Below are 21,705 nucleotides of genomic sequence, written 5' to 3' on the forward strand. Positions count from 1 at the left end.
ATCAATCCACAGAACTCCATTTATATCCGATGCCCCAGACCGTTTTCAAATGTTGGTCTACTGGAAAACCTGCATGGCGCAATTTCTCTCTAATATTGCGAATATGGGAATCGATTGTCCGATCTTCCGTATCCGTTTTAAATCCCCATATGGTCGAAAGCAGGTGATCCCTGGAATACACTTGGTCAGGGGATTTTAAAAACAAGCACAACATGGAAAACTCTTTTGGCGTTAATGGGATGATTTTGGAATCATAATGCGCTTCATAAGCGGATTCATTTAAATGTATCCCCTTAAAGAACACACCTTGGTGATTAGGTACTCTTCGTGTAACAGCTTCAATTCTGGCAAGTAAAACATCTTCATTAAAGGGTTTCGTTACATAATCGTCCGCACCCTTTTTCAACCCTTTCACCATTTCTTCTGCAGCATCCCGGGCGGTGAGCATGATTATGGGAATATTGGAAAACCCCCGGATCCCTTCACATGTTTCCCATCCATCCATCTCAGGCATCATTACATCAAGAATGACAATGTCAGCATGTTCATGCTCTAAGAACAGTAAGGCTTCATGTCCAGATTTCATCTTAATGCAAGTATATCCGTGAGGTATAAGGTATAGCTCTATAAGATCAAGCATTCTCTGTTCATCATCGACCAGAACCACTGTCTTCATATTTTATCTCCTTAAATGTGATAATGAAGCACGTTCCTTGCTCCAAATTGCTTTTAACTGAAATGGTTCCACCTTGAACTTCAACTAATTGCTTGACGATGGAGAGCCCCAATCCGAATCCACCGGTATCTCTAGCGCGTGATTTCTCGACACGATATAATCGGTCAAAGATATGGGGTATATCTTCACTTGGAATGCCAACCCCTTGATCGATTATAGAGATGGAAATACTGCTAAGCGATTCAGTGGCTTTGATGGTAGTGACTGTATATTCGTTCGAGTACTTCAGTGCATTATCCAGCAGGTTAAGAATGACTTGCTCAAACCTTGAGGGATCAATATCTAAAAATAAATGATCCTTGCATACCAGGTGCAATTGAATTTTTTTATTTGTAAAAGCTGGTAACACTTTTTCATGAATGGTTTGCAGGAATTTAGAGAGCTGTATGGTTTCTTTTGAAATCGTAAATGTATTTACATCCATTCTAGCCATATTGAATAGTTCATCCAATAATCTGTTTAATCGTTGGGATTCATCATGGATGATCTCTAAGTATCGTGATCTTTCGGATGCATCCAATTCTTTTCGGCGGGCAATATCAGCGTAGCCCTTTATATAAGTTAGCGGCGTTCGCAGTTCATGAGAGATACTTGCCAAAAATTCATTGCGTTCCTTCTTTAAATAGTTCAATTCATTAGCCAAGCTTTGAATGGATTGGGCAAGTTCCCCAAGTTCATCATGAGATCGTACTGGTACAGCCACTGAAAAATTCCCTTTACTGAGTTTGGTGGTCGATTCTTTCATCGCAATAAGCGGTCTAGTCAAAGCTTTTGAAAGAAAATAAATGGTGATAATCATGAAGAAAAGGAGCAAAACAATTGCAAAGAGGAAATGTCTATTCAATTGAGCGATTAAATCTTCAACATCCCTCGTATCTTTGAACATATAGATATAGCCTTCATTTTTTTTATCACTGATAAATGGCGTAACGGTGGCTATATACCTTTCATCCTTCCAACTTGATTGGATGATGAGGCCCTTTCGTGGTACTTGGGGGAGGTTTTTTTCTAAGATTTTTTTCATTCCCCCATTTACCTTTTCGGAAGATATCAGAATATCTCCTCTTGTATTCATTATCACGACATCTGTATCTGTATGTGATTCCATCAGGGCGATATGCTGAAGGGTTGAGTTTGAATAAGTGATTTCCAACACATCACGATGACTATTGCCACGGGCCTTCAGTGATTCCAATTCTTGATTGATACGGGAATGGATCACTTTATTATGTAAGTAAATCATGGAAACGGTTTCCATCAAAAAAATGCAAACAAAAATACATAGTCCCAACTTAAAGGAGATTTTCAAAATATTCACCTTCTTATTTGATGGAGTAAGTTTAGCAAAAAAGTATGAAGAAAGTATGCAGTTTTTTTCAATTTCTTCGCATCCTCTTAAACAACGATAATCCGAATGATGACAGGTTGCAAGAAGGACTTTAATGGACCCGAACCGCCATTTTTTTGTTTTGATATATGGACATGGGAATCAGTTTGTATTTTGGCACTTCCTACAAATAACAAACGATGAATTTTTTTTGTGCAAAATCTACTGGGGAATATATAACACTTTGGATAGTGACGGACCATTATCTTCCATGCTATCATTCATTATTTTTGGAATCGGTGAGAAACCTTCTACAGCAAGGGGAATTCGAGAGCCGAATTTTAGCAGAAGTTTCACAGCTTTTTCAGGTTCAAGGTTACCACGGAACAGGTTTGAATCAAATTTAAAAGAACGCGGCGAACCTTATTTTAATCACGTATTACTGCCGATAAAAATCGGCAGTTTTTTTATTTTAGCCTACACAAAATATTTTGCGTATAGGAAACATTTTGTTGCGATTGAATACTATGTAAAAAAAGGAGCTGATTCATATGAGTTGTACAAACCGTACACAAAAAAAAATAATGGCTTATTCCGCAATATTCAAAAAAATGGGCATTCTCAATGATGAGGAATACAAAAATATCACGAAGACCTTTCAAACAAAGGATTGATGATGGGTACATTGATATTCATAAACTTTTATCTCGCATTAAACGGGCTGTAAAACCCCCGCCTTAAATTGATGAGGAGGGGGATTGCAGTCATACTTTATTGCCCTTTGGTTACAAAAAAAGGGATATATGGTATAGTTAGGGATTAGCGTGAAGGAAGTCGATTAAAAGGAGAGTATTAGATAGAATGAATGGAATATTTGACGCAGAAAAATATATGCATGCACCCTCTTTAATCCTTATTGCAATCAGTTGCATACTGATTGGTATAGCATTTGCCATTATTTATAAAAAACAAGAAAGTCCTCCTAAGGCATGGAAGGCTCTCGTTGTGTTTGTACTAGGAATGATCACTTTTAGTTTTACTTTTAATCTATCAGATGAGGTGGTTAGTGTACCTATTATCCCTATAGGAGTTGCTCTCTTATCATGGTTATTGAGAAGGAAAGGAAATGAAGGGAGGTGGCAGAGATTCCGTCGATTTGCCTGGCTCGGATTCCTATGGAATTTCATCTTTTTGGGTGCTTCACTTTTAGCCATACCGCTGGATGAAATGATGTATCCTAAGGCTGACATATCTACATATATGATGGACATTAAAAGGGCTTCGCTGATGGCGACGCATCCGAACTCCAAAGAAGTCACTTTGAATAAAGAAGAGCTGGAAAGACAAATGAACAAGATGAAACAAAAAAAGATCGAGAGTGAATCTTGGTATTACGGAATCAATGAAGATAGCGGGTACAAAGAAATGTTCCCTTATATTTTGACAGGTACCGTTCCTAAAAAAGGAAGAGGTCTTGAAACACTCATTTTCATTGAAGAAGATGGAAAGGGTCTACTGATTACACCTAATAAAGGGCATCAGGTTTACTACAGGCTAGAGGAATCCATTTTGACTGGAGGTGCGATAGAAGGATGACTAAAAAAACAAAAATGATTGTTTTCATTACAGCTGTTATATCGATTGGAGGTATCCTTTTATTTGTTCGATTTCCAAAAGAGCCGGAACCCTTCATATCGGACAGACAAGTCATCGAACGAATAAACTCAACCTTCTCTGAGGCTCAGCCTAGGGTCATACAAGATCAAATATTTTTGGATAATACACATGTGTTTGTCCCCTTTATTAACGTAGATAATGGGTATGGGATGAGCTTTTGGGTCTGGAAGGGCAATAAATGGAGAGTGGCTTCTGTGGAAAATAGCGGTCAGCCACAGGTTTGGAATGGAGAAGAAAAATCTTTGATCATGTGGAATATGGATCCGAAAGATGACATTTCCGAAATCAGGGTTTTTATGAAAAAAGATAGAGGTTTTATGGTATCGGATGGCATAGCTACCTATCAACCTGGAATAGAAATGATGCACAGCATTGTGCTTAATGGAAAAACGTACGGAGTCGGGAGGTATCCTGACAATTGGAGGGAGCTTATGGATCAGTATGTAAAACTTCAGGTAGAAGATCGGCAGAGTGACTTTCCTGAATTTAACAAACTGATACAATTGGCTATAAATTTTTATGATAAGGATGGGAATGAGACATTTCCTGAGCACTCCTTTAACGGAAATGGCTATATGACAGGAGATAACTTTGTGGATGTTCCTTTCCTTGTTCAAGCGGATGAGTTGGAGGGAGCCTATTGAAAAGGGGCTGCCAAAATTAGCTTGCCATTACACGTATCAGTTTTTATATATTTGGCTATTGATCATTCATAAAATCCGCCGTTTTTATAATGGAGCTTAATTTTGAAAGTAAATAGGAAGATTGTTGTGACCCGCTGGTATTCTCTGCGATAATGGAATAAAGAAATCGAAAAGGAGCTACGTAGGATGGCAGAGGACTTTAAAATTCCCAGCTTGAAAGTTGATGAGATCGATAAGAAAATCATATCGGTTTTACATGAAGATGCGCGAATTTCGTATACCGACTTAGCGAAGAAAGTGGAGCTCTCCAGGGTTGCGGTTCAAATGAGAATCAATCATCTTGTTGAAAACGATGTGATTGAGAGGTTCACTGCGGTCATAAATCCAGCTAAGGTCGGCATCCATGTTTCGGCATTCTTTAACGTTGAGGTTGAACCTAAATATCTGGAATCAGTCGCACAGCAATTAGAAAGTGAACCGGCTGTAACGAGTTTATATCATATGACCGGTCCGAGTAAACTCCATATGCACGGAATCTTTACTGATAACCAGGAGATGGAACGTTTTCTCAATCAGAAGCTGTATGCGATCGTCGGTGTTGTCAGCGTTGATTGCCAAATTCTCATTAAACGTTATAAAAGCCGGATGGGCATGAAGCTTTAAATGAAAAAATCCCCCTATATAGGTGGATTTTTTATTATTATGTGAGCGGGATGATAAAGCCGCCGTACGCAAAGGCAAGTATGATTACGAAGGCGGGGTGGATCTTGAATTTACCTAGGGCCAAAAAGGCCAATCCAGCGATGACGATTGAATGGATGTAGCCGATGGAACCTACGGCATGCTCGGCCATATTCCAGGTGAGCAATAACATCATGATCGCGATCACGGGCTGTACAAGCAGGGACATGCCTTTTACGATAGGCGATTGCTTGTATTTTCGCAGGATTTTTAATAAATATATCAAAGCCACGGCTGAAGGGATGATCGTGCCTGCCAATGCGACTAGAAATCCTGGCCAGCCATATACATCATATCCGACATATGCGGCTATTTTCGTGGCGATCGGTCCTGGGAGTGAATTTCCTAACGCAAGCATTTGTGAGAACTCGGCATTATCAAGCCAGCCATAACGGGTGACGATTTGATCATACATAAGCGGAATCGAGGCTGGACCTCCGCCATAACCAAGAATATTGGCAATGAAAAACGCTAGAAAAACAGCAACTCCTATTGGGATAATAAGACCCATTAAGCGGATTCCTCCTTCCTATTAACCTTTTAATTTTTCAATCTTTCCTTTAATTTAAAATGGAACGCCCCATATAAAAGGAAAATCATAATGACGATACCCGGATGCAGGGAAATGACCTGCAGAAGCAAAAAGGAAATCGCAAAAAAGGTGATTCCGAGCATCTTTCCTAACCCTTTGACCGCCTTTTCGCCAAACTCATAAGCCATTTGACCAAGCATGACAGCAACAACCGGCATTACAGCAGCGATCATATTACTGATCATTGCCGAATTACTTAAAACATTAATGAATGAAATCAAGAAAACCATCGCAATGCATGAAGGTAAAACGTGAGCGGCCACGCTGACGATGGCTCCAGGCCAGCCTTTTAATTTATAACCAAGATATGCTGCCATCTTAGTGGCAATCGGTCCTGGGAGTGTATTGGCAATCGCCAAAGTGTCCCCGAATTCATCATCGTCGAGCCAGTGATAACGGGAAACTGCTTCATGGCGGATGAGCGGGATGACAGACGGCCCGCCGCCGAAACCTAATATCCCCGTTCTCATCATCCCAATCGTCAATTCCGTATATGGATTTTTCAAAACGATTCCTCCATGTTTTAAAATTTAGGGTTTATTTCCAGGATTATGAATTAATGATAACAAAAGTGCTTTCGAAATGTATAAAAAATTTTAATAATAATTACGTAACGAACGAAATAACTATCTTTTTTTAATAAAATAGGCTGATGAATTTAAAAAAACGCACTTTTTGTCTTGGAAACTAAAATTTGAATTACGTAATAAAAAGAAACAAGATATAATACAATTGTCATAAATTTTCCAAAATATAAAATAAATAAAAAGAGTAAATGCATGACCCAATCGATAATAGGGACGAAAAGAAAGGTGGAAAGCCCTCTTGCATCGATAGCAGGAATTAAAATTCTTTAAAAAGGGGGGACTTATAATGCGGCAGTGGCAGCGAGTGTATGTTTGGATGTAGTTTATCCGCATATGACCGGGCTTGGTTGAGATACTTTCTGGCTTATATATGAAAAGAAGGACGAAAAAACTCGTACTAATAATGGAAGCGGGCGCGCCTGAAGAAATGTCAATCTTGGAGCATATAGAGGAGAAAAGAAGATCCCTTTTCGCGGGGTAAGAAGCGCACCTTACAGTTCCTGGGATGGTAGACGGTTGTGGTGAGATATTGAAAGAATGTGGAACACTTATGCTAGCTGAAGTTCTAGAGCCGGCGATCCAGTATGCTGAAGATGGTTTTCCGATTACGAAAAATCAAGTAATGTGTACCGAAAGAAATTGGGATTGGCTTTCGAAGGCACCGACGTTAAAGAAGGGAGTCTATAAAATATAAAAGAAACAACGGTTGTGTTTAAATGACTACCGTTGTTTTATTTTCGTGAAAATAAAAGAGTGCTTAAGGCAATAAGTAAAATCAAGCCCCCTAGAGCTGCAGGGATCATTCCGAAACTGCCGCATAAATAAATAAAGGTAAATACGGGAAACACCAAAACCAAAAACACTTTAAAAACATACGTATTTTTTGTCATAAAATACCTCCCTCTATAGAATATCACAATAATAGGGGAATATAAGCCAATTAGCAATATCCTAAACTTTTACAAGCAGTATGGACTTACCCCCTTCAAGTAGATAGCTTAAAAAAAGACTAGGCTACCCTCATTATTTAATAATTTAGGACAACCTGAATCTTGAATTCTTTGAATAAGTTTGAAATTTATCCACTTTTTTAGCCATAATTAAAATCCCCTCCAAGTAATAGTGTAATATCCATGTTTTTTCATGGACTTTTTACACTGTCTACTTTAAGGGGATAATATCAATAGGCAGCCTTTTTTAAAGTGACTGCTCTATAGGGGACATTTTAATATATAACACCAATCAACTATTTTAATGATGTTATTCTTCCCGAATGACTAATAACACACCAATAAAAATTAATATTGTACCTATCCAAAAAGACAAGCCGATTTGTTCACCTAGTATTAACCACCCTAAAAAAGTTCCCACTATAGGTTGTAAAAAGAAAAATAATCCACCACTTGATGCGGTAAGCATTTGCAGTCCGCGATTCCACAGTAAAAAGGCACATGCTGTGGAAATAACGCCCAAGTATAAAAGGCCGCCCCATATGGATGGATGCATGATTGCTTGAAAATCAAGCTCATCTAATCGACTAATCGTAATAGGTGTTAAAAAGACAATTGCCACAAGCACAGCATATGTCGTTATAACGATTTGTGAATATTGCCCAGGTACACGTTTAATTAGAACAGACATGAGTGCCCAGGTTAATGCAGCAAAAAGCAGTGATACGCCCCCAAGTTGGTGAGATGAGCCGATATGGGCATTTCCGACAATGATACCGACACCGATCGTCGCTAAAATAACAGAAATTGATTTTTTTAAAGTTATCTTTTCTTTTAAAACGATACGTGCAAATATCACCATAAATGCAGGTGTTGTTGAAGTAATGATGGCTCCCATTTGTGCAGTAGATAGTAGCGTACCGACTTCCTGGGTTACGATAGATATTGTGTTTCCAACAAGTCCTATAATGAAAACCAAAAGCCAGTCCCGTTTTTCAATCCGCCAAGATTGTTTTGTTATGAAACCAATAGTTAGCAATGCTAAAATCGCAATTACATATCGTAATAATACTAATTCAAGTGGTGGAACAACGTCTACCACAACTTTTACCACAACATACATCCCGCCCCAAATGCTAGCAGCGAGTGATAAATATAAAGAACCTAATATAGTGTTTTTCATTTTGTACCCTCCGTTTTAACTAAATATTCCCAGTCCTTAACGGAGATGCAATTTTCTACCGTTAAGGAAGAATAACTGCAGGTACATCATTTTCGAATAGCGGTGACCACAACATCGGCTTTCAGCTCTCTTTCAAAAATATTTACATTCAATGATTTTAGTTAATTATAAAGCTATTCCAAGCTGTTACTGATCATTCGATTCAATAATCAGTAAGTTATATTAAATATACAAGATTTTAGTGATTTATAAACCAACAAATAATAGTTTTAGACACAGCGTAACTCCCTTGAAAATCTTCCATTAAAAAACTACTTTACACATTGAACCCATTTTTTCCGGCATGATTGCAAAAGAGGGATCTCCCGGTTGACGATATGTAGAAACCCCACCAGTGGTTAATAGGAAAAGGTAGGGTTTTGTCAGGTGTTTTAAGCTTAAGTATACTGTCTTGATTGACGAATAATCTTTTCTTTTATTTTAATGTAAGATTGAAAAATGGATTATAATTGGAATGAAAAGAAGGATTTATAGGGAAGGGAAACAAATGGTACAGTTGATGTTAGTCAAATTGTCGGCAGCGGTAATGATGAAGTAATAAAGCTGGAAAGAAAAAACGTGGATTAGGATTAAAAGGCTCCCTTAAAGAGTTTAATCCTAATCCACCATTAAGTTGAATTTTTTAGTGCATGACCTTTCCAGCATCACAATCGGTTATATTTTCGTTCGATTTTCCTGAACTCATCTGATAGTTCAAATAAGGTGTGTAATACTGCTGTTTGAATATATAGATTCATATAATTATCATTGCTCTTCTTTTGAAAAGATAAATCATGTTTTTCATTAATTTTCCGAGTTATACATTCATTAATTTCGCTCCACATTTCTTTTGTTCCTTCTTTAATTTTAGTCTCCATAATCTCCCACTCCTTTTTTATTAGTTTATCCAATCTATTACATTCTTATACTTATTTTTTTGCCAAGCTGGTAACTTTTTTATCTTAAAATTAATATCTACTGTTCAAGTTATGATTCATTGCGTTGAAAAGGAGAGAGAAGCGACTATAGGGTTAGTCCACAATTAGTTTTTTGTAGAAATTAATAACCAAAATTTGCTTAAAGCATTTGAGGATCTGGACAATGCAGGGAAATTGACCTTAAGATACGATTTAGGGTTATGGGCTGATGAAACCAAAGGGACAGAGCAGATTGGGAGATTTAAAGAAGCGCGTGACAAATATCAAGGAGAGTTGTACAAAATAGATACAATTAAAATATTTTCTGACGGCGTCGGTGACAATCAACTGGTTTGGGATCAAGAGATTTTAGAGGAGACCGTGGCTGCTTTAGATAAAGAGGGTTTCCGCGTCTATATCCATGCGATTGGCAATCAGGGATTTTACCCCAGTGGTAATTCTTTGGACGCTTTTGAATATGCAGCTAAAGTAAATGGAAAAAGAGATTCCCGACATGTGATTACCCATCTCGACTGGGTTCGGGAAGATGATGTTTCCCGGTTTAAGGACTTAGGGGTAATACCTGTTCCTCAGCCCGCCTGGTTTGGTAATGATTGGTATGATGATGTGAGAGTTGAAGAGTTGAAGAATCTTAATCGGATGAATAGCTATTTTGAAGCCGGAATACCCGTTGCTTCATCAAGTGATTTTCCTTCCACCAGTGAATTTCTAAGTGACTTCCGGCCTTTTACAGGAATAGAGGTAGGGGTAACAAGATTGGATCGGGACAAAACCGATCAAACCGATCTAAAGAAAGTATTATGGCCTAAGGAAAAAGCATCTCTCGAGGAGATGATTACTAGCTATACAATCAACGGGGCTAATGTGATTTTCGCAGAGGATGAAAGAGGCTCTATTGTAGTGGGCAAAAAAGCAGACTTGATTGTTTTGGATAAAAATCTCTTCGAGATTCCAGAAACGGAAATTAATGAAACGAAGATCTTGTTGAATTTGTTTGAGGGGAAGGAAGTATTCCGTGATCCCACGTTTATAAATGCATCCTATATAAAGACACTTGTTGAGCAATTCGAAGAAGATGGGGAAATTGTCAACCATGGTGTTGCCCGTTCACTACAGGCACATTTGGATACAGTTGTCCGTTTTGAAAAACTGGAAGCAGCCAAAAGGATTGTCAAGCACCTTCAAAGGTTTAACAAGTTACTTGATAAGCATAAAAAAGATGGGTTGATATCCGAAGATGCGTATAACACCCTTAAAACTTGTACTGTTTTTTTAATTAAGAAGTGGCAAAAAGATTGCAATAAAGACTTGGGTTACCAAGTTGATGTCGAATAATGTAGTTTCAAGGGGAGGGATGTTCGTGGTCCCTTTTCTTATACTCATAAATAAATAAGTTTTGAGTGCTTTTACTATATGACACAGTAATAATAAGCATTAATCGCATCTTAAACAATCGCGGGATTTGCGTGTCATACCAGATACAATTTATCGATGACTCCATTACAGCACGTAGCTTATTTCGAACCTTATTCGTATCAACAAGAATACACGGTGAGACATCTTCATAGCTAACGACTATTTATGCAATCTTAAATAATTGGTGCAATATTGCATAAAACTATTAATCTATTAAAAAATCTGTATATTGTAATTATTTCGAATGTATCGGTAATTAAATCGTTAAATAATTAATCTCTGCTTGGTACGGTATTTGCATATAAGTTAATTAATCACGAATAAGGGTGGAGTGATACATGGAGAATGCAAAATTAAGACGTTCGTTAACAGTGTTTCCTTTAGTGCTATTTGGATTGGCTTATATGGCACCTACAACAGTGTTTTCTACTTATGGGGTTGTTGCGGAAATAACGAAAGGGATGGTGCCTGCTGCTTATATCATAGCTTTAGTTGGTATGTTATTTACAGCCTATAGTTATGGTCAAATGGTTAAGGCCTACCCTGTTGCCGGTTCTGCATATACATTCACTCAAAAGGCTTTTAATCCTCACCTTGGATTCCTAGTGGGCTGGGTTATCCTATTGGACTATTTATTTTTGCCAATGATCAATGGGTTACTGATCGCCATTTACTTAAACGCATATTTTCCATCCGTTCCTTTTTCCGTCTGGTTAATTGGCTTTGTAATTTTAATCACCACTGTAAATATAATTGGAGTGAAAATAGCAACAAAAATAAATCTTTTACTAGTTGCCTGTCAATTCTTAATAATAGTTATATTTACATTCCTGTCAATTAAAGGGTTGCTTAACGGAATGGGTTCAGGAACATTATTCATGAGTTCTCCATTTGTGAATGGAGATATACCACTATCTTTAGTATTAGCGGGATCTTCCATTTTATGTTTATCCTTTTTAGGATTTGATGCTGTTACTACATTTTCAGAGGAAACCATTAATCCTAAAAAGGTAATACCAAAGGCTATTTTCCTCGTCGCATTAATAGGGGGAGGTCTGTTTGTCACCATCTCATACATCAGTTACCTTGTTTACCCAAATTTCCAAGCCTTTAAAGATGCAGATTCCGCCTCCTTGGAAATTGCTATGTACATCGGGGGTAATTTATTTCAATCTATTTTTCTAGCAGGTTATATTACCGGGGGGCTGGCGTCTGGTTTATCAGCTCATGCAAGTGTTTCGCGACTTTTGTATGCGATGGGGAGAGATGGAGTTCTTCCAAAGAGAATTTTCGGTCATATTCATCCAAAATTTCAAACTCCAACACACAACATCATCTTAGTGGGCATTTTTGCTTTATCTGCGTTATTTATTGATTTAGTGACAGCATCATCCTTTATTAACTTTGGAGCGCTCGTGGCATTTACGTTTGTTAATCTTTCGGTTATTTCCCATTATTTTATTAAAGAAAAACAGCGAAACGGAATTAACACACTAAAGTACCTAATATTGCCGCTGATTGGTACTGGTTTCACAATTTGGTTATGGACAAGTCTTGATTCAAAGGCACTTTTACTCGGACTGGGATGGTTTGGAATTGGTTTCATCATGCTCCTTTCTAATACGAAAATGTTTAGTAAACGGCCACCAGAGCTTTCTTTTGATAGTGCGATTGAAAAAGAAATTCAAGCATAAAAGCTATATTCATTGAGGAGGACAAAAATGGTAAAGGCAGACATCATTCTTTCTGGTCAACATGTTTTCACTGGGTTACAAGATGAGCCAATAAAAGCAGCTATCGCTATTAAAGATAATAAAATTATTAAAATCGGTTCTAAAGAAGATATAATGTCATTCCTTGGAAATCAAACAAAAGTGTATGACATGGATGACGGACTAATTATTCCGGGATTTCATGATTTTCATATGCACATTATGATGGGAAGCATTTTACAGAAGGACAGTGCCAAATTATTTGATGCAGTTTCAGAAGAAGATGCAGCCAAAATAGTAGGTGAATTTGCAGAAACGAGATCAAATGATGAGTGGATATTTGGTGTCGGTTGGGATCATACCAATTGGAAGAACAAAGTGCTGCCACATAGAACAACACTAGATAAATATATTAGTGATCGCCCTGTTTTATTATTCAATGCAGAAGTGCATTACGCATGGATCAATAGTAAAGCAATGGAAATGATTCAATTAACGAGGGATACCCCAGATCCGGAATATGGAGAAATTGGAAAAGATGAAAATGGGGAACTGACAGGCCTTCTATTTGAACAGGCAATTGGGTATGCATCAGAACATGCCTACAAATTATCGAAAGATAAACGTGTAAAACTATTCCAAGGTTTTCTTAATGAAACAAAAAGATTGGGAATTACGTCCGTTAATGATTTATACGGAGCTAAAATTGCGCCAAATCCATTAGACGATCTTGAAATTTTTAAGGAATTTGAGAGAGAAGGGTTACTTACAACCAGAATTCACTTTTCGCCGGAGTTAAAAATGGATTTAGCTGTCGCAAAGGAATTACAAAAAAAATATCAGTCAGACAAGCTCACCTTTTCTGGATTAAAACAATTTATAGATGGTGTTGTGACAAGTCATACTGCTTTTTTATTGGATCATTACAAAGACCGTCCAGATACAAAAGGCGGAACAACTTATCCAGCTGAAACAATTAAACAATTAGTAAAAAAGGCAGATAAGGAAAATTTTCAAATTCGTTTCCATGCAATTGGTAACGGTGCAGTCCGCTTAGCATTGGATGCATTTGAAGAAGCGAGAAACGTAAATGGAGAAAGGGACGCCAGACATGTCATTGAACATGTGGAGGTATTGCATCCAGACGATGTTCATCGCTTTAAGGAATTAAATGTAATCGCCTCATTTCAATCTAAACATATTGAATTAATGGAAAGCGAGGCATATACGGCCAGAATCAGTGAAAAACAACAACCACTCTATTATCCTATCAAAACACTCGTGGATACTGGTGCTAAAATTGCCTTTGGTACAGATTTTCCTGTAGTGCCCTTAAATCCCATGATGGGTATTTATCAGGCAATCACCAGAAAAGATTTAACCGGGAAGGCGTGGCAAGAGTCGGAAGGAATAACATTAGCTCAAGCGTTAAAATATTACACGGCTACACCGGCATTCGGGTCTCTCAGAGATAAAGAATTAGGTACTTTGGAAGCAGGGAAGATAGCGGATATCGCAGTATTAAATAAAAATTTATTTAGCATATCAACAGAGGAAATTCTTGAAACAGAAGTGAAGATGACGATTATGGATGGAATGGTCGTATATGAAAACCAGGTCGTTCAAACTGTATAAGATAAAAAATAATAAAAGTGAGGTAGTGAGAAGATGTCAAAAGTAAAAGTTGGCCTTATTCAAATTCGTTGCGGAGAATCCATTGAGCAAAATATTCAAAAAACGATAGAGAAAATAAAAGAAACAGTAAATAAAGGTTCACAAATCGTTTGCCTACAGGAATTATTTTCTTCGCAATATTTTCCGCAAACGGTCAGTGTGAAAAATTATGATTTAGCTGAAGATGTAGATAGCGGTACATTAGCCGAAATGGGTGAATTAGCAAAGGAATTAGCAATTGTCTTGATTGTACCTTTTTACGAAAGAGCAGGTGCCGGTATTTATTTTAATAGTGCAGCTGTATTTGATGCTGATGGAGAATGTTTAGGGATTACAAGAAAAAATCATATTCCGGATGGTCCCCAGTATCATGAAAAATATTATTTCGTTCCAGGCAATACAGGGTATCCTGTCTATGAAACGGCTTATGGAAAAATAGGAGTCGGGATTTGTTGGGACGAGTGGTTTCCAGAAGTTGCTCGAATTTTGAGCTTACAAGGTGCAGAAATATTATTCTATCCTTCCGCTATTGGTTCAGAACCAGATCATCCCGAGATATCAACAAGATCATCCTGGGAAAAGGCAATTTCTGCTCACGGCATTTCTAATGGTGTATTTGTTGCTGCGACAAATCGAGTGGGCCAGGAAAAGGATGTGAATTTTTACGGCGGTTCATTCATTAGCGATACATTCGGGAATATTTTAGCTTCACTTGATGAGGAAGAAGGAATTATCGTGCAAGAAATTGATTTAAAAGAAATAGAAGAGACTAGAAAAATGCTGCAATTCTTTAGAGATCGACGTGTCGATACATACGGACCTATATTACAAAAAGAAATACTTCCAACCCCATCCACTTCAAAAAAGGGAACAAGCAAAGCACTGTTTAGTTAATCATTAAAAACGGCAGGTATGATTACCTGCTCAGACTGTAGACAAAACTTGATAATGATTGAGTTTGCCGAATTTGTTATTTTACACTCCGGGCACTCGCTTACCGCGGTCCCCAAGGCGTCCTTTGCCCCTGTGGGTTCTCCCTTGGACGCGCTAAATTTTAGGTGGAGTTATTAGTGGTACAACTGAAAACACAGGTGTACCTGGTGTGCTTGCAGCAGTTACAAAACCGACTGCATTGTTTAGATAATCTATAGTTCAAAAGAAAAAAACCAATTTTCCTTTATGGAGAGTTGGTTTTTTACGCTGTTCAAATGGCCGTAAATGTAACAGCATTCTATTTCTTGCTTTAAAGAAATAACGTGTGAATTAGCTTTTGATCGGGGCTGTCGCTAAGGCGGCTTTTCCTTTATAGGATGGTTAGCGAAGAACAATATGGGAAATACTAAAAGAATGAAAATATTACCGAATTTTCAGAAAAATACATTGACGGGAAATTACGGTTGTTATATATTATTAATAAGTTAAATTTATTGTTATATAACAGGAGGAGGAGTCAAGATGATGAATATTCAGGATAAAGCCTATGAAAGTTATTTAAAGATTTGTGAAAGGTATGAAATAGAGTCGATAAATTTCGACCACTTCATCAAAAACTTAACTAAAGATCAGTTGGATGAATACAGTAAATTAGCCGTTTAAATGAAAGGACGTGATTGCACAAGATGGACCTCCGGGTTGATGTAGATGTAGAAGCCAGTTAGAAACCCCACCAGTTGCTATTGGGAACAGGTGGGGTTTTGTTATGTGTTTTAAGAGGTTATTTTTAATTACTTTACTTCATTAAGTAGAGGGGGGAAATCAAAATTGATTTTAGTTGGAATGATAAAGAGGTATTTATTCGGAAAGCAAGGAAAAAATGGAACAGTTATAAAGTTGGGTAAATTGTTGGTATCGGAAATGATCATATTACATGGTAAGGTTAAGAGATGGAAAGCAAACGTGGATTAGGAAAGATAGGATTATACTTTGGTATTAATGGGTTCCCTAAGGGGAGTTTTTTATCCTAATCCACAATAATGGTTAAATTTGTCACAGGCCTTTCCGATAAATATTAAATTCGGTATATTTCCTTTCAATTTTCCTGAACTCTTCTGAAGGTCCAAATAAGGTATCAAATACGGCTGTTTATAAGTCCTATTAATCCGCGCCGCGCTGTTCCTTATTAGAATCATCACTCATTTCAACTTTGTCCCCAAAATTCGGGTGCTTCCTGATTAACATTAACTTTTCTTCTTTTGATGAATTGCTTACAATGTCCACCATGCATCGATGCAGGTTGATTATTGGTGAAAAGGGCCTATTGGCAGCCGATTTTTCTGCAATCCAAGGTGAATGTTCAAAAGTATCACCAAAGCGTGAACTCCTTTTCGCTTAGTGCATTTAGTGACTAAGGGTAATCATCTTCCAGGATGGCATCAACATACATGGTAAGAACATGCTGAAGTCCCAAGAAGGCCTTGGACTTATTAATTCTTTCATTCATAAAAAAAACTCCTTTCCTAACGTGTTGTCGTATTATATCGCGCCGTTTTGTTCTGATTAATATTATCAAAATTAAAAATCAGAGAATTGTAATTAGTTAGATTAGACAATTTTTGGCCGTTGATATAGACAACTTACATAAAGTGAAGGGAGGTGGGACTGATGTTTTTATAGATTGAGTAAGGATTTAATGCGAAGGGCAAGTCGTATCTGGAGTGTGGTCTCTGAATCTTTTAAGCTCTTGCCGAGTAGCTCTTCACATTTCTCGAGTCTGTAAACAACGGTGTTCCGGTGAACGAATAATCTTTTAGCAGTTTCGGATATTTGGCAATGCGTTTCGAGATAGACGGATAATGTCTCTAATAAGGGTTGCTCCTCCTCGGTGAAAATTTTTGAAAATCCCTGTAGTGCAAAAAGATAAAAGTTCTTTAAGTCTTCTTCGGGGATGATTCTCAGTAATTCCACAATATCCCTCGTCTGGAAAGCTTGGATATATTCTGTCCTTTTCGAACGACCTCCTTCCAGAAGGGAGTCGTTCGCTTCTTTGTAAGAGTTTTTTGTTTGTAAAAAACTTGGGCTCATAAGGCTCACTCCGAAAGAAATCGTGCAGTCGAACTGGCTGGATATTATCTTCTGCAATGATTTAAGCGAGATTTCGACAGTTTGGAGAACATCGGCAAAGACTTCACTCACTTCGTATAAAAGAATGCATTTCTTACCTTTTGTAAAGAGATGGATGGGATTAGGTGATATGCGAAGCTCATCTTCTAAAAATTCGTATATCGAATCAGCCCTACGTTGCAGCTGTGTGTAACTTTTGGCCAATTCGGATTCATCGATTTTTCCGACTGCACATATATAGGCTTGTTCATTATGTAAGGAAAACTCTTTTGCCCGGTTTATGATTTCCTCTTGTGAGGAGAAACTGCCATCAAGAAAATGAAGGAAGAAATCATTTCGGGTATTTCGATCATGCTGTTTAAGGGCATGCTCTTTCATCAAGGCAAAAGAAATGACATTAGTTGCCTGCTCTATCGTCAGTGTTATGAGGTTATCACTAGTCTTGATTTCTCCTGATATCGTCAAATAGCCGATTTTTTCTTCATACATATAGATGGGGAATATTGTATAGGTTCGTTTATTGGATAGAGATGAAAAGGAAATGAATGAAGTTTTGGTTTTATGAAATCGGAATCCTTCATCACTCATTTTTTTGATTATTGGAATAATTCTGGATGTTGAAATTGGATGGAATATCGGATTAAGATACTGGTCAATTAATATGATGGGGTATCCAATCATATCCGATAAATGATCAAGGAGCTTTTGTATTCCTTTCCCCCGCATGATTAAGTTTGTGAATTGCTTATGTGTTTCCATTGCAAATGTCAATTCCGCTGCCCGTTGATCCAAAATCCCCCGTAATGTATGGTTGATAATTTCCCCAAGTGACATTTCTGCCGGGAGATCAATGATTGGAAGGGATAATTCATTGGCAAGAACCAGTACGTCCTCAGGAATTTCTTTTAGAAATCTACTTGTCTTTATCCCGAGGGCTGCGCAACCCTGGTTTGCCATCGCTTCGACGAGTGATGACAAAAGGCGTGGGTTATCCTTTACGTGATAAGCCGTGGTCACAAGGAATTCATTTGGTTTTAAAAAGTTGATGATATCTGGAGCATCCATCATGTTGACTGTCTGGACTTTGCGTTCGTTCCCTGTTTCTCCGGCAATTATATTCATGCCGGTTAAAGCGGGCATTGTTAAAAGATCTGTTACCTTCATCTGAAACACCTCATTTGGGGAAAATAAATTATTGAGTGTGATTTTATAAATACAGCTGTATATGAATCCAATGAATTGAATCGGGTTTTACATGTCCTGTATATCTTGAATCATTACGATTACACACATGCTTTGCGGATTTTAATTATCATATCATACAAATCCTTTGGCATATCTTACGAACTTCATTGTTTGGTTTATTGTTAGGGTGTATAAAAATAGGTTTTTGTGTAAGGTTTTATAAAAATTAACGTGAGAATAAGGGCGGCGATAAAATGAGTGAAAGCACAGTTGCTTCAAGTAAGAAAAAAAGAGTAACTCCGTTTTCGAAAGAATGCAGATTCGGCTATGAGTAATGGGATGTATTATCGCAATATTGGTTTCGTGTGGCTGCAGTGGGGGAAGTGTCGGAAAAACCGATAGGCATTAAACTTCTGGGTGTACACCTTGTCCTTTATCGGGCCAGTGGGAAGATTATCGTTGCAAGGGACCTTTGTCTGCATCGTGGTGGGCGGAGAGTGATGAAATCGTATGCCCTTACCACGGTTTTCTGCACCCTCTTCCTTTACAGGCATTATTTGATTGCTTTTCGTTGGTTATTTTGTACAAAAATACCCTGAAATACTAACAGAATTGTCAATGAAGTTATATGCGAAAGCAAGTAAAATAATAGATAACAAAAATTTGCGAATATTCATAACATGAGTGGATATTGGAAGGGAGGCGATGGGATGGGCATTCAAATCGAACAGTCCATAAATGAAAAGGACGAAGTTGCTTCGATGATTGAATGGTTAGCATCTTTCGGGGCAACGAAGAGTAATGGGGTGACCCGGTTATTATATTCCAAGGAATGGATGAGCGCTCAGCAGGCAATGAAAACTGAGATGGAAAAAGAAAACCTTATTACATATTTTGATAGTGTAGGCAACTTGTTTGGCAGGCTTGAGGGAACGGGCCCCTCCGGTGAAACCATTTTGACCGGCTCTCATATAGACACGGTCAAGGATGGAGGGAAATATGACGGTGCATATGGGGTCGTCGCTAGTTTCCTGGCAGTTAAGAGGTTGTATAAATCCTATGGAAAACCGCGGAAGACGATTGAAGTCGTTTCCTTTTGTGAGGAGGAAGGAAGCAGATTTCCTTTAACGTTTTGGGGATCGAGGAATATTAAAGGAGCCTATGGTCTTGAGCATGTCAGGGATTTAAAGGATACTGAAGGAATTCCTTTTTTGGAAGCCATGAAAAAATCAGGGTTTGAACCTGAAGCCTATATAACCCCGGTCCGCGATGACATTGAACGGTTTGTCGAAATTCATATAGAACAGGGGATGGTGCTTGAAAAGAATGAGAATACAATTGGGGTCGTCAGCCATATTGTCGGGCAGCGCCGTTATACGGTGAAAATCATTGGTGAGAGTGATCATGCGGGCACCACTCCCATGTCCTATAGAAAGGATGCAGTCGGTTTTGCTTCTGAATTCATTTCTTTTTTAACGAAAAAAACGAAGGATATGGACCCGGGTTTAGTTGCGACTGTCGGCAGAATGAATGTTAAACCTAATGTCCCGAATGTCATTGCTGGTGAAGTGGAGTTCAGTCTCGATATCAGGCACTACGAGGAAGTGGTTCTTGAAAGGTTTTGTCAGGAAATCTTTTCGACTTTCGATTCCTTGGCAAAAGAAGGTGAAATGAAGCTGGAGGTTTCACAATGGATGGATGTCAAACCTGTCGCGATGGATTGGGAAATGAATCGCCTTGCCCGAAAGATAGCTGAAGATAAAAATATACCTTACCAAGATATGGTCAGCGGAGCCGGGCATGATGCACAGGTATTTGGTTCGTATTGTCCGACTTGCCTGCTGTTCGTTCCAAGTAAGGGTGGGATCAGCCATTCGCCTAAGGAGTTTACGAGTGTTGCGGATATGGAAAAGGGAATCGACGTTTTAAGTGAAATACTATATAAATTAGCCTATTAAAAGGAGTGGTTAAAATGGCATATTCAGAATTGAATGCACCGATGAGAACGATCATGACACCAGGCCCGGTCGAAGTGGACCCGCGTGTCTTAAGGGCGATGAGCACACCGATATTAGGGCAATTCGATCCTGCATTCACTACTATCATGAATGAAGTGATGGAAATGCTGCGTTTGGTTTTTCAAACGAAAAATAAATGGGCGTTCCCGATAGATGGCACCTCAAGATCGGGTAATGAAGCGATTCTATGCAGCATCATTGAGCCGGGAGATAAGGTTCTGGTTCCGATATTCGGAAGATTCGGTCACTTGTTGGTGGAAATTTGTGAGCGATACGGAGCTGAAGTCCATACGATGGAATGTCCTTGGGGAGAGGTGTTCGAACCGCAAGCTGTAATCGCGGAAATCAAGAAGGTCTCCCCTAAAATAACAGCGATCGTCCATGGGGAAACTTCCACTGGTTGTATGCAGCCTTTGAAGGAAATCGGGTCGGCCTGCCGTGAATTGGGTGTCCTGCTTGTGGTGGATGCGGTTGCCTCCATTGGGGGCACCGATGTAAAGGTGGATGAATGGTGTATTGATGGATTGATAGGCGGGACACAAAAGTGCTTGTCCGTTCCTTCAGGTATGGCACCGATTACGTATAACGAGCGAATAGAAGAGATCATCCAGTCCCGCAAAAAGGTGGAACGTGGTATTGCGACCGATGAAGACAACCAAAAGGTTTCGCTCCGTCTTCCGATCACCAGTAATTATTTCGATTTAAGCATGCTGCAGGATTATTGGGGTCCGCGTCGTTTGAATCACCATACAGAAGCGACTTCCATGATTTATGCATTGCGTGAAGGATTGCGCCTTGTGCTTGAAGAAGGTCTGGAGACGCGTTTTGCCCGTCATGAACTCCACGAAGCTGCTCTCGTTGAAGGGATCAAGGCGATGGGACTAACGTTATTCGGGGATGGGAAAAACAAACTTCCGTGTGTAACTTGCATCGAAATTCCAAAAGGAATCGATGGGGAAGCTGTAAGAGCCATGCTGTTGAATGAATTCAGTATCGAAATCGCTTCCTCGTTTGGTCCGCTTCACGGGAAAATCTGGAGGATCGGGACCATGGGATTCAGCTGTAGGAAAGAAAACATCCTCTTTGTATTGGCCTCCTTGGAAGCTGTCCTTTTGCGCCAGGGGTTCCAAGTGAATCGGGGAGAGGCTTTGCAGGCTGCACTCGATGTGTATGTGGGAAAGACGGAGAAAGTGGTTGCATCCAGGGGAACTCTTTGATTTTATAAA

At 38.7% G+C, this 21,705-nt stretch carries 19 protein-coding genes and 2 pseudogenes; 12 read left to right on the plus strand and 9 right to left on the minus strand.

Annotated elements, in window-relative coordinates:
* Position 1: 1 nt before the first annotated feature.
* Both UP17_RS04770 and UP17_RS04775 read right to left on the minus strand, forming a co-directional pair.
* Positions 2 to 676 carry a response regulator transcription factor gene (locus UP17_RS04770; RefSeq protein WP_061461884.1) on the minus strand — a complete coding sequence of 225 codons (675 nt, stop codon included), beginning with the start codon at positions 674 to 676 and terminating at the stop codon, positions 2 to 4.
* On the minus strand, positions 651 to 1,979 hold the full coding sequence (locus UP17_RS04775; protein ID WP_250211758.1) for a sensor histidine kinase: 1,329 nt from the start codon (positions 1,977 to 1,979) through the stop codon (positions 651 to 653). The genes UP17_RS04770 and UP17_RS04775 overlap by 26 nt, the downstream gene beginning before the upstream one ends.
* A 945-nt stretch (positions 1,980 to 2,924) precedes the next feature.
* Between UP17_RS04775 and UP17_RS04785 the strand changes: the two genes are divergently transcribed.
* From UP17_RS04785 to UP17_RS04795, 3 genes are all read left to right on the plus strand, one after another.
* Entirely contained in the window at positions 2,925 to 3,659 is a 735-nt protein-coding gene (locus UP17_RS04785; protein ID WP_061461886.1) for a DMT family transporter, read from the plus strand.
* The gene (locus UP17_RS04790) at positions 3,656 to 4,384 is read left to right on the plus strand and encodes a hypothetical protein (protein ID WP_061461887.1); all 729 of its coding nucleotides are present in this window, start codon (positions 3,656 to 3,658) and stop codon (positions 4,382 to 4,384) included. The genes UP17_RS04785 and UP17_RS04790 overlap by 4 nt, the downstream gene beginning before the upstream one ends.
* A gap of 186 nt (positions 4,385 to 4,570) precedes the next feature.
* Positions 4,571 to 5,047, plus strand: coding sequence for a chromate efflux transcriptional regulator ChrS (locus UP17_RS04795; RefSeq protein WP_061461888.1), 477 nt, complete (start codon positions 4,571 to 4,573; stop codon positions 5,045 to 5,047).
* A 37-nt stretch (positions 5,048 to 5,084) separates the two neighbouring features.
* Here UP17_RS04795 and UP17_RS04800 read toward each other — a convergent pair whose 3' ends face one another.
* Both UP17_RS04800 and UP17_RS04805 read right to left on the minus strand, forming a co-directional pair.
* Positions 5,085 to 5,636: a chromate efflux transporter ChrA gene (locus tag UP17_RS04800; RefSeq protein WP_061461889.1), complete on the minus strand. Its 552-nt coding sequence runs from the start codon at positions 5,634 to 5,636 to the stop codon at positions 5,085 to 5,087.
* Between the two features lie 29 nt (positions 5,637 to 5,665).
* Positions 5,666 to 6,223, minus strand: a complete 558-nt coding sequence (locus UP17_RS04805; protein ID WP_061461890.1) for a chromate efflux transporter ChrB — start codon at positions 6,221 to 6,223, stop codon at positions 5,666 to 5,668.
* A 583-nt stretch (positions 6,224 to 6,806) separates the two neighbouring features.
* On the opposite strand from UP17_RS04805, the pseudogene UP17_RS28605 reads away from it, so the two are divergent.
* Positions 6,807 to 6,998, plus strand: a pseudogene (locus UP17_RS28605) (gamma-glutamyltransferase); the annotation flags it as partial.
* 37 nt (positions 6,999 to 7,035) lie between these two features.
* On the opposite strand, the gene UP17_RS27330 reads toward UP17_RS28605, so the two are convergent.
* The 3 genes from UP17_RS27330 to UP17_RS04820 all read right to left on the minus strand — a co-directional run bounded on the left by UP17_RS27330 (position 7,036) and on the right by UP17_RS04820 (position 9,354).
* Positions 7,036 to 7,194, minus strand: a complete 159-nt coding sequence (locus UP17_RS27330) for a hypothetical protein (protein ID WP_155727230.1) — start codon at positions 7,192 to 7,194, stop codon at positions 7,036 to 7,038.
* A 370-nt stretch (positions 7,195 to 7,564) separates the two neighbouring features.
* Entirely contained in the window at positions 7,565 to 8,437 is an 873-nt protein-coding gene (locus UP17_RS04815; RefSeq protein ID WP_061461892.1) for a DMT family transporter, read from the minus strand.
* A 704-nt stretch (positions 8,438 to 9,141) separates the two neighbouring features.
* Positions 9,142 to 9,354: a hypothetical protein gene (locus tag UP17_RS04820; RefSeq protein WP_061461893.1), complete on the minus strand. Its 213-nt coding sequence runs from the start codon at positions 9,352 to 9,354 to the stop codon at positions 9,142 to 9,144.
* Between the two features lie 195 nt (positions 9,355 to 9,549).
* Between UP17_RS04820 and UP17_RS04825 the strand changes: the two genes are divergently transcribed.
* From UP17_RS04825 to UP17_RS27335, 5 genes are all read left to right on the plus strand, one after another.
* Positions 9,550 to 10,749: an amidohydrolase gene (locus UP17_RS04825; protein WP_061461894.1), complete on the plus strand. Its 1,200-nt coding sequence runs from the start codon at positions 9,550 to 9,552 to the stop codon at positions 10,747 to 10,749.
* 419 nt (positions 10,750 to 11,168) lie between these two features.
* Positions 11,169 to 12,524, plus strand: a complete 1,356-nt coding sequence (locus UP17_RS04830) for an APC family permease (protein WP_061461895.1) — start codon at positions 11,169 to 11,171, stop codon at positions 12,522 to 12,524.
* Between the two features lie 27 nt (positions 12,525 to 12,551).
* On the plus strand, positions 12,552 to 14,177 hold the full coding sequence (locus UP17_RS04835) for an amidohydrolase (protein WP_061461896.1): 1,626 nt from the start codon (positions 12,552 to 12,554) through the stop codon (positions 14,175 to 14,177).
* 33 nt (positions 14,178 to 14,210) lie between these two features.
* The gene (locus UP17_RS04840) at positions 14,211 to 15,110 is read left to right on the plus strand and encodes a carbon-nitrogen hydrolase (RefSeq protein WP_061461897.1); all 900 of its coding nucleotides are present in this window, start codon (positions 14,211 to 14,213) and stop codon (positions 15,108 to 15,110) included.
* Positions 15,111 to 15,671: 561 nt separating this feature from the next.
* Positions 15,672 to 15,812: a hypothetical protein gene (locus UP17_RS27335; protein WP_155727232.1), complete on the plus strand. Its 141-nt coding sequence runs from the start codon at positions 15,672 to 15,674 to the stop codon at positions 15,810 to 15,812.
* Between the two features lie 498 nt (positions 15,813 to 16,310).
* On the opposite strand, the pseudogene UP17_RS26055 reads toward UP17_RS27335, so the two are convergent.
* Together UP17_RS26055 and UP17_RS04845 are read right to left on the minus strand one after the other, a co-directional pair.
* Positions 16,311 to 16,520 (minus strand): annotated as a pseudogene (locus UP17_RS26055) (2-oxo-4-hydroxy-4-carboxy-5-ureidoimidazoline decarboxylase); the annotation flags it as partial.
* A 303-nt stretch (positions 16,521 to 16,823) separates the two neighbouring features.
* Complete coding sequence (locus tag UP17_RS04845; protein ID WP_061461898.1) at positions 16,824 to 18,440, minus strand: PucR family transcriptional regulator; 1,617 nt, start codon at positions 18,438 to 18,440, stop codon at positions 16,824 to 16,826.
* Positions 18,441 to 18,844: 404 nt separating this feature from the next.
* Here UP17_RS04845 and UP17_RS29460 point away from each other — a divergent pair, with 404 nt between their 5' ends.
* The 3 genes from UP17_RS29460 to UP17_RS04855 all read left to right on the plus strand — a co-directional run bounded on the left by UP17_RS29460 (position 18,845) and on the right by UP17_RS04855 (position 21,696).
* Entirely contained in the window at positions 18,845 to 19,060 is a 216-nt protein-coding gene (locus tag UP17_RS29460; RefSeq protein ID WP_167555967.1) for a Rieske 2Fe-2S domain-containing protein, read from the plus strand.
* Positions 19,061 to 19,171: 111 nt separating this feature from the next.
* The gene (gene allC / locus UP17_RS04850) at positions 19,172 to 20,419 is read left to right on the plus strand and encodes an allantoate deiminase (protein WP_061461899.1); all 1,248 of its coding nucleotides are present in this window, start codon (positions 19,172 to 19,174) and stop codon (positions 20,417 to 20,419) included.
* A gap of 14 nt (positions 20,420 to 20,433) precedes the next feature.
* Complete coding sequence (locus UP17_RS04855) at positions 20,434 to 21,696, plus strand: pyridoxal-phosphate-dependent aminotransferase family protein (RefSeq protein ID WP_061461900.1); 1,263 nt, start codon at positions 20,434 to 20,436, stop codon at positions 21,694 to 21,696.
* Positions 21,697 to 21,705 lie beyond the last annotated feature (9 nt).

Source organism: Peribacillus simplex (genome assembly GCF_001578185.1).
In the GTDB taxonomy this organism is placed as follows: domain Bacteria; phylum Bacillota; class Bacilli; order Bacillales; family DSM-1321; genus Peribacillus; species Peribacillus simplex_A.

What these genes read in the sequence shown, in the direction of transcription:
- UP17_RS04770 (WP_061461884.1), bottom strand. Translation starts at nt 676, where the DNA reads ATGAAGACAGTGGTTCTGGTCGATGATGAACAGAGAATGCTTGATCTT.
- UP17_RS04775 (WP_250211758.1), bottom strand. Translation starts at nt 1,979, where the DNA reads ATGATTTACTTACATAATAAAGTGATCCATTCCCGTATCAATCAAGAA.
- UP17_RS04785 (WP_061461886.1), top strand. Translation starts at nt 2,925, where the DNA reads ATGAATGGAATATTTGACGCAGAAAAATATATGCATGCACCCTCTTTA.
- UP17_RS04790 (WP_061461887.1), top strand. Translation starts at nt 3,656, where the DNA reads ATGACTAAAAAAACAAAAATGATTGTTTTCATTACAGCTGTTATATCG.
- UP17_RS04795 (WP_061461888.1), top strand. Translation starts at nt 4,571, where the DNA reads ATGGCAGAGGACTTTAAAATTCCCAGCTTGAAAGTTGATGAGATCGAT.
- UP17_RS04800 (WP_061461889.1), bottom strand. Translation starts at nt 5,636, where the DNA reads ATGGGTCTTATTATCCCAATAGGAGTTGCTGTTTTTCTAGCGTTTTTC.
- UP17_RS27330 (WP_155727230.1), bottom strand. Translation starts at nt 7,194, where the DNA reads ATGACAAAAAATACGTATGTTTTTAAAGTGTTTTTGGTTTTGGTGTTT.
- UP17_RS04815 (WP_061461892.1), bottom strand. Translation starts at nt 8,437, where the DNA reads ATGAAAAACACTATATTAGGTTCTTTATATTTATCACTCGCTGCTAGC.
- UP17_RS04820 (WP_061461893.1), bottom strand. Translation starts at nt 9,354, where the DNA reads ATGGAGACTAAAATTAAAGAAGGAACAAAAGAAATGTGGAGCGAAATT.
- UP17_RS04830 (WP_061461895.1), top strand. Translation starts at nt 11,169, where the DNA reads ATGGAGAATGCAAAATTAAGACGTTCGTTAACAGTGTTTCCTTTAGTG.
- UP17_RS04835 (WP_061461896.1), top strand. Translation starts at nt 12,552, where the DNA reads ATGGTAAAGGCAGACATCATTCTTTCTGGTCAACATGTTTTCACTGGG.
- UP17_RS04840 (WP_061461897.1), top strand. Translation starts at nt 14,211, where the DNA reads ATGTCAAAAGTAAAAGTTGGCCTTATTCAAATTCGTTGCGGAGAATCC.
- UP17_RS27335 (WP_155727232.1), top strand. Translation starts at nt 15,672, where the DNA reads ATGATGAATATTCAGGATAAAGCCTATGAAAGTTATTTAAAGATTTGT.
- UP17_RS04845 (WP_061461898.1), bottom strand. Translation starts at nt 18,440, where the DNA reads ATGAAGGTAACAGATCTTTTAACAATGCCCGCTTTAACCGGCATGAAT.
- allC (WP_061461899.1), top strand. Translation starts at nt 19,172, where the DNA reads ATGGGCATTCAAATCGAACAGTCCATAAATGAAAAGGACGAAGTTGCT.
- UP17_RS04855 (WP_061461900.1), top strand. Translation starts at nt 20,434, where the DNA reads ATGGCATATTCAGAATTGAATGCACCGATGAGAACGATCATGACACCA.